Annotated in this window: 9 protein-coding genes; 7 read left to right on the forward strand and 2 right to left on the reverse strand. The window is 52.4% G+C overall.

The window, feature by feature from the left end; translation table 11 throughout:
- Nucleotides 1-92: 92 nt before the first annotated feature.
- Entirely contained in the window at nucleotides 93-1,184 is a 1,092-nt protein-coding gene (locus ACO0K9_RS00815; protein ID WP_422982480.1) for an ABC transporter substrate-binding protein, read from the forward strand.
- 87 nt (nucleotides 1,185-1,271) lie between these two features.
- Here the strand turns inward: ACO0K9_RS00815 and ACO0K9_RS00820 are convergent, their stop codons facing one another.
- Together ACO0K9_RS00820 and trxB are read right to left on the reverse strand one after the other, a co-directional pair.
- Nucleotides 1,272-1,907: a Smr/MutS family protein gene (locus ACO0K9_RS00820; protein WP_422980800.1), complete on the reverse strand. Its 636-nt coding sequence runs from the start codon at nucleotides 1,905-1,907 to the stop codon at nucleotides 1,272-1,274.
- Nucleotides 1,908-1,933: 26 nt separating this feature from the next.
- Nucleotides 1,934-2,890 (reverse strand): thioredoxin-disulfide reductase, encoded by a 957-nt coding sequence (gene trxB / locus ACO0K9_RS00825; protein WP_422980802.1) that lies wholly within the window; start codon nucleotides 2,888-2,890, stop codon nucleotides 1,934-1,936.
- A gap of 295 nt (nucleotides 2,891-3,185) precedes the next feature.
- Here trxB and ACO0K9_RS00830 point away from each other — a divergent pair, with 295 nt between their 5' ends.
- The 6 genes from ACO0K9_RS00830 to ACO0K9_RS00855 all read left to right on the forward strand — a co-directional run bounded on the left by ACO0K9_RS00830 (nucleotide 3,186) and on the right by ACO0K9_RS00855 (nucleotide 13,025).
- On the forward strand, nucleotides 3,186-5,522 hold the full coding sequence (locus tag ACO0K9_RS00830; protein ID WP_422980804.1) for a DNA translocase FtsK: 2,337 nt from the start codon (nucleotides 3,186-3,188) through the stop codon (nucleotides 5,520-5,522).
- An 88-nt stretch (nucleotides 5,523-5,610) separates the two neighbouring features.
- On the forward strand, nucleotides 5,611-6,264 hold the full coding sequence (gene lolA / locus ACO0K9_RS00835) for an outer membrane lipoprotein chaperone LolA (RefSeq protein WP_422982482.1): 654 nt from the start codon (nucleotides 5,611-5,613) through the stop codon (nucleotides 6,262-6,264).
- On the forward strand, nucleotides 6,265-7,572 hold the full coding sequence (locus ACO0K9_RS00840) for a replication-associated recombination protein A (protein WP_422980806.1): 1,308 nt from the start codon (nucleotides 6,265-6,267) through the stop codon (nucleotides 7,570-7,572).
- 125 nt (nucleotides 7,573-7,697) lie between these two features.
- A complete protein-coding gene (locus tag ACO0K9_RS00845) occupies nucleotides 7,698-9,137 on the forward strand; it encodes a DUF4139 domain-containing protein (protein ID WP_422980808.1) in 1,440 nt (479 codons plus the stop codon).
- A 225-nt stretch (nucleotides 9,138-9,362) separates the two neighbouring features.
- A complete protein-coding gene (locus tag ACO0K9_RS00850; RefSeq protein WP_422980810.1) occupies nucleotides 9,363-11,090 on the forward strand; it encodes an Hsp70 family protein in 1,728 nt (575 codons plus the stop codon).
- Nucleotides 11,091-11,093: 3 nt separating this feature from the next.
- Nucleotides 11,094-13,025: a hypothetical protein gene (locus tag ACO0K9_RS00855; protein ID WP_422980812.1), complete on the forward strand. Its 1,932-nt coding sequence runs from the start codon at nucleotides 11,094-11,096 to the stop codon at nucleotides 13,023-13,025.
- Nucleotides 13,026-13,140 lie beyond the last annotated feature (115 nt).

Genomic DNA, 13,140 nt, shown 5'->3' on the forward strand with positions numbered 1-13,140 from the left:
AGTTGAATACAGTAAAGCGGTTGGTAAAACTTGGATTTGCAGGTTTTTCAAAAGCAAGAGCAAAAGCAGCCGTGGCACTGGTGCTGACGGTGATGGCGCATGCCCATGCCGAAACCGGTGTTACAGACAAGAAGATTTTATTGGGCCAGTCTGCGGCGTTTTCCGGGCCGGCGGCACAACTTGGCATACAGTTGAACCTGGGTGCAAGGATTTATTTTGATCAGGTCAATGCGGCGGGTGGTGTGTATGGGCGCAAGATTGAAATCATCCAGAAAGATGATAAATATGAGGCAGACCTCGCTGCTGCCAATACCAAGGCCTTGATTGAAAACGACGGCGTATTCGCCTTGTTTGGTTATGTAGGTACACCAACCAGCAATGCTGCCTTGCCGATTTTTTCACAAGCGAAAGTCCCTTTCTTTGCCCCTTTCACTGGCGCGCAATCCCTGCGGGAACCATTCAACCGGCAAATCTTCCACATCCGGGCAAGTTATTATGACGAGACCGAATATCTGGTAGACCGTCTCGCCAACCTGGGTACAAAAAGTATCGCTGTCTTTTATCAGAATGATGCCTATGGCAAAGCAGGTCTTGCCGGTGTTGAACTGGCAATGAAGAAAAGAAATTTGCGCGTTGTCGAGCTGGCGACTGTGGAAAGAAACAGCACTGATGTGACCGCCGCAGTTGCCAAGTTATTGCCCAATCGCCCTGATGCCATCATACAAATCAGTACCTACGCAGCCAGCAGTGCGCTGATCAAGGAAATGCACAAGGCGTCGTACACCGGCATGTTCTACAATGTGTCCTTTGTGGGTAGTCAGGCACTGGCTGATGCGCTGGACAAGGATGGTGTAGGGGTGGTGATTTCTCAGGTGACGCCATTCCCATGGTCAGGATCGATCCCGCTGGTGGGCGAATACACCAAAAGCCTGGACAAGGCAGGTGTCAAAAGTCTTAACTTCTCCAGCTTTGAAGGCTATATCGCAGCCAAGGTGTTTGTCGAAGGCTTGAAACGCGCCGGGCCTGCACTGACGAGGGAAAAACTGCTGTCTGCGCTGGAAACGATCAATCGCTCCAGCTATGATACGGGCGGCTTTGATGTCAGCTTCTCGTCTTCCAATCATAGTGGTTCAAAGTATGTTGACATGACCGTTATTACGAAAGACAAGAAGTTCCACAATTGAGCTAAGCAAATAATTGAATAAATAAGTTGAGCAAATAAGTTGCATAGACATTGAGCCCGGTCCCGGACTCAACGTCTGCTGACACTTTCAGGCTTTCAGTAACACGATCAGCGCACCAGAACCACCATCTGCAGCAGTCGCCTGGCTAAACGCCAATACTTCATCTTTCTGTATCAGCCAGTTCCTGACTTTTTGCTTGAGTACGGGTTCTTTATTGATTGATCCCAGACCCTTGCCATGAATGATGCGTACGCAGCGGGTGCCATTGCGCATGCACTTGCGTAAGAATTCTCCCAGGCTATCCCTGGCCTCGTCGCGACGCAGGCCGTGCAGATCCAGTTGGGCCTGTATCACCCAATGACCTTTCCTGAGCTTCCTGACGACGTCCTGGCCAACCCCGGCACGGGTATAGCTGAGATTTTCATCGGTTTCCAGCAGGGAATCGGCATCGAATTCATCAGACAGCGATTCCTGCAATGCTGCCTGCTCATCTGCAAGGTGCTGGAAGGGCAGGGGTGCGATGCGAGTGGGTATCGGGCTGTGTTTCGCAGCAATTTTCAAAGGTGCGATCGTGCCCACGCTGGAACGGAAAATGTCTGCCTCTTCTTTGGCTTTTTTTTCCTGTTCCAGGCGTATTGCTTCTGCACGTTGCCGGCTTTCTTCTTGCTGCTTTAATTGCTGACTGAGTGACTTCAGGTCAGCAAGGCTTTTAAAAGACGACATCTGATACTTTCCTGACCTGGCTGGTCTTATTCTTCCAAAAAGCGCTGCGCATCCAGCGCTGCCATGCAACCGGTGCCGGCACTGGTGATGGCTTGGCGATACACATGATCCTGCACATCACCAGCCGCAAACACGCCAGGCACATTGGTGGCCGTTGCCATGCCTTCAGTGCCGGTACGGGTCTTGATGTAGCCATTATGCATTTCCAACTGGCCTTCAAAAATACTGGTGTTGGGCTTGTGACCAATCGCGATGAAAACGCCATGCACGGTGATGGGTGTCACCGCGCCATCGGCTGCCTTGACCTTGATACCGGTCACGCCAGATTCATCACCTACCACTTCATCCAGTGTGTGGTTCCATTTGACTTCAATCTTGCCTTCGGCCACTTTAGCCATCAGACGGTCGATCAGAATGGCTTCGGCACGGAACTTGTCGCGACGATGAATCACCGTCACCTTGCTGGCGATGTTCGACAGGTACAGCGCTTCTTCCACCGCCGTATTGCCACCACCAACGACGGCTACTTCTTTACCGCGATAGAAAAAACCATCACAGGTAGCACAGGCAGATACGCCCTTGCCCATGAAGGCTTGCTCAGACGGCAGGCCCAGGTATTGGGCCGATGCGCCGGTGGCGATGATCAATGAATCACAGGTGTATTGCGCCTGGTCACCGATCAGGCGTATCGGTTTTTCATCCAGCTTGGCAGTGTGGATGTAATCAAAAATGATTTCAGTATTGAAGCGTTCTGCATGTTGCAGGAAACGCTGCATCAATTCCGGGCCTTGCACGCCCATGGGGTCCGCAGGCCAGTTTTCCACGTCCGTGGTCGTCATCAGTTGGCCGCCTTGCTCGACACCGGTGATCAACACCGGGTTCAGGTTGGCACGGGCTGCATACACGGCAGCAGAATAGCCTGCGGGGCCAGAGCCAAGAATTAATACATGAGCGTGCTTTGGTGCGATTGCTGGTGTGGACATAGCAGACCTGATAAAAAGTTAACCGAAAGGTAGATGATTAGATGTTTAATATGCTGGTGAGATGGCGATTTTCAGGCTAATTTCAAGTATTTTTGCCTATTTTGCATCGCTATTCTGTGATAAGTATAAATTATAGACTATCCATGACAGGGTCGTCAGGCAGCATAGGGGGATGGCGTAGTTCAGGAGGGACAACTTTGTTTCAACTGTTACAGCCGACTTGTTTGGCGCAGACAGGCTATCATGCTATCTTGTCAGCTTTCGATAGCTGTCTGGATGAGGTTTTTCCCGTTTTATGACTACAAGTAACGAAGCTTATACGCGAAGCAGTAAAACCGCAGCACCTGCCGCACCTCCCAACCGCTTTGTCGTGTTGTTGATGGAAGCCAGGTGGATAGCACTGGCTGCGTTTTGCGTGTGCCTGGTGCTGATACTGGCCACCTATTCAACCCGTGATCCTGGCTGGTCCAGGTCGGTCGACATCCCCAAGGTACACAATATCGCCGGCAAGTTTGGTGCATGGCTGTCTGACGTGCTGTTTTATGTATTTGGTGTCTCTGCATGGTGGTGGTGTGTCGGGGCTTGCCGCCAGGTCTGGAAGTCGTACCATAAGCTGTCGCAAAGAGTGAAGCTGAACCCGGAACCTGAACCGGAAATCGGTTTCCCGGAAATCCTGACCGAGGCTATCGGCTTTGCCTTGCTGCTGGCTGGCAGCATGGGGCTGGAATTTCTGCGCATGCACAGCTTGAAAGTTGCCTTGCCACTGGCACCCGGTGGAGTGCTGGGTGAGCTGATAGGCAATGCCGCCTTTGCTGTCATAGGCTTTACCGGGGCGACCCTGTTGCTGCTGTTGATGATTGCGCTGGGTATCAGCCTGTATTTCCATGTGTCGTGGCTGACAATTGCCGAACGCATAGGCAGTGGCATTGAGTTAGCGTTTGTCTTTGTGCAAAGCAAACGTGCGGATGCACAAGACCGTCGCGTCGGCCAGACCGCCGCAGTCAAGCGCGAAGAAGTCGTGGTGCAAGAACGCGCCAAGATCGTCGAAGCACAGCCGATACGCATAGAACCGCAAGTGGTGGCCGTGCAGCGTTCCGAACGGGTAGAAAAAGAAAAGCAGGTATCACTGTTCAATGAGCTGCCAGATACCAATCTGCCACCTTTGTCCTTGCTGGATGAACCACCACCGGTACAGGAAACCGTCAGCGTGCAGACGCTGGAATTTACCAGTCGCTTGATAGAGAAAAAACTCTCCGATTTTGGCGTCGATGCCAAGGTGGTGGCCGCCTATCCTGGCCCTGTGGTTACCCGCTATGAAATTGAACCGGCAACCGGCGTCAAGGGCAGCCAGATCGTCAATCTGGCACGTGACTTGGCACGCTCCCTGTCGCTGACATCGATACGGGTGGTCGAAACCATACCCGGCAAGAATTTCATGGGCCTGGAATTGCCCAACCCCAAACGCCAGATCGTGCGCCTGACAGAAATACTGGGTTCCAAAGTGTACAACGACAGTTCATCCAGCCTGACTGTGGCGTTGGGTAAAGATATTGGTGGTCACCCCATCTGCGCCGACCTGGCCAAGATGCCGCATTTGCTGGTGGCGGGTACGACTGGTTCCGGTAAATCGGTGGGTATCAATGCGACCATCCTGTCGCTGTTGTACAAATCAGATCCAAACGACGTGCGCATGATTTTGATCGATCCAAAAATGCTGGAAATGTCGGTGTACGAAGGCATACCGCATTTGCTGGCACCAGTGGTGACTGACATGCGCCAGGCAGGCCACGCCCTGAACTGGGCAGTGGGCGAGATGGAACGCCGCTACAAGCTGATGTCCAAGCTCGGTGTGCGTAACCTGGCTGGCTATAACACCAAGATTGCGGAAGCCGCACGCAAGGAAGTACATATCCCCAATCCCTTCAGCTTGACGCCCGATGCGCCAGAACCATTGGAAAAACTGCCTACCATCGTCATCATCATCGATGAGTTGGCAGATCTGATGATGGTCGTCGGCAAGAAGGTGGAAGAACTGATTGCCCGTATTGCGCAAAAGGCCCGCGCAGCCGGTCTGCATCTGATCCTGGCGACACAAAGGCCGTCGGTGGACGTGATTACCGGCCTGATCAAGGCGAATATTCCTACCCGTATCGCCTTCCAGGTCAGCAGCAAGATCGATTCGCGCACGATTCTTGACCAGATGGGCGCTGAAGCCCTGCTTGGCATGGGTGACATGTTGTACATGCCGCCAGGCACGGGCCTGCCTATCCGCGTCCACGGTGCCTTTGTGTCAGATGAAGAAGTACATCGCGTGGTTGAATATCTAAAATCCCAGGGCGAGCCGAATTACATCGAAGGCATACTCGAAGGCGGTACGCTGGAAGAGGGCGGTGAAGTGGGCGGCGAAAGTGCCGGTGCTGGTGGCGGTGAAGCCGATGCCCTGTATGATCAGGCGGTAGCTATAGTACTCAAGAACCGTCGCGCATCCATTTCGCTGGTGCAAAGACATTTACGTATCGGTTACAATCGCGCCGCCCGTTTGCTGGAACAAATGGAACAAAGTGGTGTCGTATCTACCATGCAGTCTAACGGTAACCGCGAAATTCTGGTTCCGGCCGGGAATACGGAATAAGCGCGGAATAAGCGCAGAATAAGCACAGAATAAAACAGCATGGTAACGGCATAGCAGAATAGGATATTCAGTGAAGAAACACACTAGCATGATGGCAAAACTGGCAAAACTGGCAAAATTGTCGGTAGCTGCGATGGCATTTGCCATCATGCCTGCCTTGGCATCGGCTGCTGCGGTTGAGCAGTTCAAGGCATTTGTCAGCAATAATAAAAGCGCCAAGGGTGAATTTACCCAGCAGCAAGTCAAAATGGTTGATGGAAGCCCCAAGATCAGCAAAACTGCCACTGGCAATTTCATCTTCGCGCGGCCAGGCAAATTTGTCTGGGCTTACGTCAAGCCGTATGAACAAATTTTGCAGGCCGATGGCGACAAGCTCTACATCTATGACAAGGACTTGAATCAGGTCACCATACGTCCCCTGGGCAATGCCCTGGGTTCCAGTCCCGCCGCCATCCTGTTTGGCAGCGCTGGTGCCGCCGACCTGGACAAAAACTTCAGCTTCAAGGAAGTCGGTAACAAGCAGGGGCTGGAATGGCTGGAAGCCACACCCAAGGCCAAGGATTCCCAGTTTGAACATATCGGCATAGGCATGAAAGATGGTATGCCCGTGGCGCTGGAATTGCGTGACAACTTTGGCCAGTTTTCTGTGTTGACCTTGAAGAACCTGGAAAAAAATCCGGCGCTGAAACCTGATCAGTTCAAGTTTGTTGTACCCGCCGGTGCCGACGTATTTCGCCAGTAAATGAATACGCTGCAAAACAATCCGCGCAAGAAACCTGCACCGCTGGCTGAACGCATGCGTCCGGCCACGCTGGATGATGTCATCGGCCAGCAGCATATTCTGGGCGAGGGCAAGCCGTTGCGCGTGGCTTTCCAGTCGGGTGAGCCACATTCGATGATATTGTGGGGCCCGCCAGGCGTAGGCAAGACCACGCTGGCACGCCTGATGGCAGACGCTTTCCTGTGTGAATTCATCGCCCTGTCGGCGGTATTGTCCGGCATCAAGGACATCCGCGAAGCGGTAGAACGCGCCCAGATCTTGCAGGCGACTTCACATCGCAGAACCATCCTGTTTGTCGATGAAGTCCATCGCTTCAACAAGAGCCAGCAAGACGCTTTTCTGCCGCATGTGGAAAGTGGTCTGTTCACCTTCATCGGTGCCACTACTGAAAACCCTTCGTTTGAAGTCAATAGCGCCTTGCTGTCACGTGCTTCAGTCTATGTATTGAAATCACTGACGGATGAAGACCTGTCTGCCATGGTGTTGCGTGCCTGCGAGCGTGAACTGGATGGTCTGACGCTGACACCAGAAGCAATGGCCAGCCTGGTGTCCAGCGCCGATGGCGATGGCCGCAAATTACTGAATAATCTCGACATCGTCGCCCATGCAGCGGTGGCCAAGCATCTGGATACTGTAGACCAGGGTTTGCTGGGTGAATGCCTGGGTGATGCATTGCGCCGCTTTGATAAAGGTGGCGATGCCTTTTATGACCAGATATCTGCCCTGCATAAATCGGTGCGTGGTTCCAACCCCGATGCTGCCTTGTACTGGCTGGTACGCATGCTCGATGGTGGTGCCGATCCACGCTACATGGCCCGGCGTATCGTACGCATGGCGTCAGAAGATATAGGCCTGGCTGATCCACGTGCACTGCGCATTTGCCTGGATGCGGCAGAAACCTATGAAAGGCTGGGCTCGCCCGAAGGCGAACTGGCTTTGGCAGAAGCCGTGATTTACCTGGCCTGCGCCGCCAAATCGAATGCCGTCTATAACGCCTACAACGCCGTGCGTGCGCTGATTGCCAAAGACAAGTCACGCCTGGTGCCCGAACATTTACGCAATGCACCAACCAAGCTCATGAAAGAGCTGGGCTATGGCAAATTGTATCGCTATGCGCATGATGAGCCAGATGCCTATGCCGCTGGTGAAACCTATCTGCCTGAAGGTTTGGAAAATGAATCCTGGTACCACCCGGTACCACGCGGTCTGGAAATCAAGATTGCAGAAAAGCTCGCCTATCTGCGCAGCCTGGATGATCAGGCCAAGTAGAGGTCCTTGCATCTGTCCGTAGCTACATCCATTGTGCCAACAATTTTTATCAAGGATTCGTCATGCTTAAACCATTTGTTGTAAGTCCATTCGTTGTAAGCCCAACTGTTGTAAGCCCAACTGCTGTGCACTCATTCACTGCCAGCCTGTTGTTATTGTCCCTGGTGGGCAGTGCGTATGCCCAGACAGAAGAGCAGCGCAGTACCTTGGCAGACCAGAAAGAAGTGGCCGTCACGATCTACAATGAAAACCTGGCCCTGGTCAAAGACCAGCGCAAGCTGCAACTGAAGCGGGGTGCAACGGCGCTGGCGTTTCGTGATGTCAGCGCCAGGATGCGCCCAGAAACTGCCTTGCTGCGCAGCCTGACTACACCCGGTAGTTTGTCCGTCGTTGAACAGAATTTTAATTTTGATTTGCTGACACCGCAAAAATTGCTGGAAAAATATGTGGGTCGCAATGTCAATATCGTGCGCACCAACCCGGCCACTGGTGTCGAGACTAGCGAGACAGCACAGGTCTTGTCTGCCAATAGCGGAGTGGTGCTGAAGATCGGTGACCGCATAGAAACCGGCTTGCCCGGTGGGCGCATCATTTACCCTGATGTACCAGCCAATCTGCGTGACCGGCCAACCCTGGTGATGGCACTGGATAACACAGGTGCACAACAGCAGGATGTAGAACTCAGTTACCTGACCGGTGGCCTGTCATGGAAAGCTGATTACGTGGTGGAACTGAATCCTGCAGATGACAAGCTGGATATCTCTGGCTGGGTCACACTGGGCAATACCAGCGGCACCACCTACCGCAATGCCAAACTACAGTTGGTGGCCGGTGACGTCAATCAGGTAAGCCAAAGGGTGGAAATAACGGGTAGCTCGGTCAAAATGGAAAGCGCCAAGCCAATGCTTGCAAAAAAGACTATGGCCGAAGAGTCTTTGTTTGAATACCACCTGTATACCCTGGACAGACCCACCACGATCGCAGAAAACCAGACCAAGCAGGTGGCCTTGCTGACCGCATCTGGTGTACCCGCACGCAAGGAATTGCTATTGGCCGGCAATGATTATTACTACCAAAGCAGCTATGGCGATCTTGGCCAGAAAATGAAGATAGGTGTCTTTGTCGAATTCGACAATAAAGAAGCTTCGCAATTGGGCATGCCGCTGCCAAAAGGCATAGTGCGCGTGTATAAAAAGGATGCATCGGGCAATGCCCAGTTCATCGGTGAAGACAGTGTTGATCACACACCCAAGAATGAAAAAGTACGCCTGAAACTGGGCGACGCTTTTGATGTGACAGCAGACAAGAAGCAGACAGATTTTAAAAAACTCTCAGGTACGGGAAAATACAATTATGTATTTGAAAGCGCCTATGAACTGGTGTTGAAAAATGCCAAGAAAGAAGCCGTCGTGGTGACTGTGCAAGAGCCTATGCCAGGTGACTGGCAAGTGCTGAGCAGCAGCCATCCTTATGTCAAAGCTGCCAGCAATGCCGCAGTCTGGAAGATCAGTGTACCGGCCGAGGGCAGTACCAAGCTGGTCTACCGTAGCGTCGTTCGTTACTGATCCGTCACTGAACCGTTACCAATACTGGTTCTTTGTTGTTCTTTGTTGTTCTTTGTGAATCCGCAGGGTCCATTTCTGTCTTTAGGTAAGGCAGAAATGGACCCTGTTTGCTTGTTTTGTTTGCCACAAACAGGCAATCTGGTTTATTTTATGAGGCTTTGGCGAGTTGTTCAGGCTTTGTTGGTTTGGCATGGACGCGTTTTACATCATTGGGGTTGATTGCGTATGATCATTGGTATTGATTTGGGAACCACCAACAGCCTGGTTGCTGTCTGGCGTGATGGCAAGGCACAATTGATAGCAAATGGTTTGGGTGACACCCTGACACCTTCCTGCGTCAGTCTGGACCAGGATGGAACGATACTGGTCGGCAAAGCCGCAAGAGAGCGTTTGCAAACACATCCCGATAAATCGGTGGCAGTGTTTAAACGCTATATGGGCAGCGACAAGAAAATACAGCTGGGCAAACGCGAGTTTCGTGCCGAAGAATTGTCGGCCTTTGTCTTGAAAGCGCTGAAGGCCGATGCCGAAGCCTTTCTGGGTGAACCAGTCACCGAAGCCATCATCACTGTTCCCGCCTATTTTTCGGATGCACAGCGCAAGGCCACCAGGGCAGCAGGACAGTTAGCCGGGTTGAAGGTTGATCGCCTGCTCAACGAACCAACGGCGGCGGCTCTGGCCTATGGCATGCACCAGATAGATGGTGAATCACGCTTCCTGGTATTCGATCTGGGTGGCGGCACCTTTGACGTTTCCATACTTGAATTGTTTGAAGGTGTCATGGAAGTCAGGGCGTCTGCCGGTGATAATTTTCTGGGTGGCGAAGATATTACCAATGCCATCGTTGACCTGTTCTTCCAGCGCCATGATTTAAATGCAGATAAACGCAATGATGCTGCTTTCATGCAGCGCCTGACCGCTGCCGCTGAAAACGCCAAGCGCGTCATGACCACGGCACAGACTGCAAAAGTCAGCATGCATGTAGACCAGCGTGACCTGGTACTGGAACTGGACGAAGCCGCGCTGGATAAAGTTTGTGCGCCCTTGCTTAAGCGCATGCGTGATCCGGTAGAACGCGCCCTGCGTGACACCAATCTGCGCAGCAACCAGCTAGACAGCATCGTGCTGGCCGGTGGCGCCACCCGCATGCCTATCATCAAGCGCCTGGTGACGCTGATGTTTGGTCGCTTCCCTGCCAGCGACATCAATCCGGATGAAGTGGTCGCCATGGGTGCCGCCGTGCAGGCTGGCCTGAAGATGAAAGATGCCGCACTGGATGAAGTGGTGATGACGGATGTCTCGCCGTATTCCCTGGGTGTGGAAGTAGCCATTTCGCTGGCCGATGGCCGCAATGCCAAAGGACATTTCTCGCCCGTGATTGAGCGCAATACCGCAGTACCTGTCAGTCGTGTACAACGTTTTTTCCCTATCGAAGACAGACAGGTCAGGCTGACCCTGGAGATTTATCAGGGCGAATCACGTCTGGTGAAAGACAATATCCACCTTGGCACCCTGAACCTGAAACTGGCACCCTTGCCACGCGATGAAAACGGTGTTGACGTGCGTTTCACCTATGACGTCAACGGCTTGCTGGAAGTGCAGGCGACCCTGGTCAAGACCCAGGAAACGCATTCCATCGTCATCCAGGGTAACCCCGGCATGTTGACGGACGAAGAAATCAAGCGACGTTTTGCCGAGCTGGAAAAAATCAAGATGCATCCACGCGATACGCTGGAAGTGCGCACCGCACTGGCACGTGCCGACCGTATCTATGAAACCTTGCGTGGCAATGCACGCCACTGGCTGGCGGTACAGATCAGTGAATTTGAAGGCGTGATCGAAAGCCAGAACGCGCGCATGATTGACCCGGCCTTGAAAAAATTCTCCGAACTCTTGCACCAGATCGAAAAAGACACGCATTTGCATACCGACTTTGACCCGCAACCCAATTAAGCCATGTCGTATCTGCCTTCTTTTTTCAATCAGCATGCGCTTGCCCGTGAAGCGGATGAGCGCGATATCAAACGTGCCTATGCCAAAGCGCTAAAAAAAATCGACCAGGAAAATGACCCTGGCGGTTTTCAGGCGCTACGCGAATCCTATGAACATGCCTTGCAATGGCTGCAAAACAAAAGCCTGTACGCACGCTGGGAAGATGTTGAAGACGACATTGAGGATGAGGATGAAACTGCAGATGCAGTCATCCCTGCACAACCTGCAACGCCGGTATCAGATCAGGCTGCGCTACTGACGCCGGTTGTAGTTGAACAGGAAATTGAACCCGTCGCCAAGGCATATCCCGAAGAAAGCGAACCAGAGCCAGATCATCCTGATAGCAAGACCAAACCCTGGCCAGACGCAGAAGCGCTGACGCGCATCCGGACAGCAGCGCAGGCCGACGCACCTTCGCTGCCCAGCCCCGAAGCCGTGGCCGAAGCCGTGTTTGAGCAAATGCGCCAGCAATTGCAGGATACCGCAGGCACAGCAGACCATGCCAGCCTCGCGCTGGAAGCGGCATTGAATGATGCCCGTCTGATACAGGTGGAAGCGCGTCATCTGTTTGAATGCGGCATGGCCCGGTATCTTCTGGGCGGCTGGCATGATGGTGATGGCGAATTGTTTGATGCCGCCGTCCGTCAGTTTGACTGGAACAAAGACAAGCAGCGCCTGTTCAGCCTGGACACGCGTGCTTTCATTCTGGATCGTGCCCTGACAGAGTTGGCCGTCTTTAACGAAAAAAGCAAAAAAATCCAGAATAAACAGCTAGCCCTGATCAGCAAGGCCAGGTCGGATGAATTTCCTGGTGTTGATTATCTGGAAGTTAATTTGCCGCAGATGGAACAGATGATGAACCTGTTCCCGGGCTGGATGTCGCTGGTGACCAAGGTCCGCAATATTCGCGAATGGCGTAAAACCTACAATGAAATGACGCAGTACCGCGATGTGTCTGTTGTATTGGAAGGTGGGCAGCCAAAAAACATAGGCAGCGTTATCGGTAAACCGCCAGCCTCCGCTTCCAACTGGCTATTCGATAACAAGGCCATTTTCTTTTGCCTTTTCTTTGCGCTGATTAAGGTGGTGACTTTATTTAACTGGTCTACGCCATCCAGTAATCCTGCGCAATATGCACAGCAAAAACCAGCTTACGATCATGCCAAGGCAGCTGGCTTGTCGCAGCATGCAACGGATTACTTTTTGGGTCGCAACGGTCTGCAGGTGAATGTGGATGAAGCCATCAAGCTGTGGACGCAGGCATCCGACAAAGGTGACAAGGAAGCCTCATATCAACTGGGCTGGCTCTACTTTGTTGGCAATAAAGTAGAAAAAAATGCGACGAAAGCCCATGGCTGGTTTTCGCTGGCGGCGGAGCAAGGCAAGGAAAGTGCAGTGGTACTGGTGGGCGACGATTTACTCAACGGCGAAGGTGTAGCTAAAAATTCCGTAGAAGCCTTTAACTGGTATAAAAAAGCCGCAGACAAAGGCAGCAGTATTGCGCAACTTAAATTGGCAGCCCTGTATGAAAAAGGCATAGGCGTGAAAGCCAATAAGGCCGAAGCCGTCAAAATGCTGACGCTGTCCGCAGAACAGGGGCAGGTGGGGGCAGAAAGTACCCTGGGCCAGTTATACTGGTTTGGGCAGTTTGGCTTGAAAAAAGACGAAGACAAGGCCGTGTTGTGGCTTTCCAGGGCGGCACAAAAAGGCAATGGCACGGCACAGGGTTTGTATGGCCGTGCTTATGAGCTGGGTGTGGGCGGCGTCAACAAGCAGGCTTCAACTGCGGTGGAATGGTATAAAAAGGCCACCCAAAATTACAATAAACAGGCCAAAATCTGGTTGCAACAACTCTGCGACAAGGAAAAGTTGCCAGCTTGTACATCGGCTATTTGATTGTTTTATTGATCTTTTGTAACCGATAAACCCAAGCTTTTCCATTTTGCCATGGGCTAATTTTAGGGAAAACGCCCGTCCCTTGATACAATAGCCGACTAGCTTGTTTTTCCGG

Origin of the sequence: Undibacterium sp. Ji50W, from assembly GCF_049340445.1 — a bacterium.
In the GTDB taxonomy this organism is placed as follows: domain Bacteria; phylum Pseudomonadota; class Gammaproteobacteria; order Burkholderiales; family Burkholderiaceae_D; genus Undibacterium.

Excerpts from the sequence above, each read along its gene's own strand:
- ACO0K9_RS00820 (WP_422980800.1), bottom strand. The coding sequence starts at position 1,907 with ATGTCGTCTTTTAAAAGCCTTGCTGACCTGAAGTCACTCAGTCAGCAA.
- trxB (WP_422980802.1), bottom strand. The coding sequence starts at position 2,890 with ATGTCCACACCAGCAATCGCACCAAAGCACGCTCATGTATTAATTCTT.
- ACO0K9_RS00840 (WP_422980806.1), top strand. The coding sequence starts at position 6,265 with ATGAATACGCTGCAAAACAATCCGCGCAAGAAACCTGCACCGCTGGCT.
- ACO0K9_RS00830 (WP_422980804.1), top strand. The coding sequence starts at position 3,186 with ATGACTACAAGTAACGAAGCTTATACGCGAAGCAGTAAAACCGCAGCA.
- ACO0K9_RS00855 (WP_422980812.1), top strand. The coding sequence starts at position 11,094 with ATGTCGTATCTGCCTTCTTTTTTCAATCAGCATGCGCTTGCCCGTGAA.
- lolA (WP_422982482.1), top strand. The coding sequence starts at position 5,611 with ATGATGGCAAAACTGGCAAAACTGGCAAAATTGTCGGTAGCTGCGATG.
- ACO0K9_RS00815 (WP_422982480.1), top strand. The coding sequence starts at position 93 with ATGGCGCATGCCCATGCCGAAACCGGTGTTACAGACAAGAAGATTTTA.
- ACO0K9_RS00850 (WP_422980810.1), top strand. The coding sequence starts at position 9,363 with ATGATCATTGGTATTGATTTGGGAACCACCAACAGCCTGGTTGCTGTC.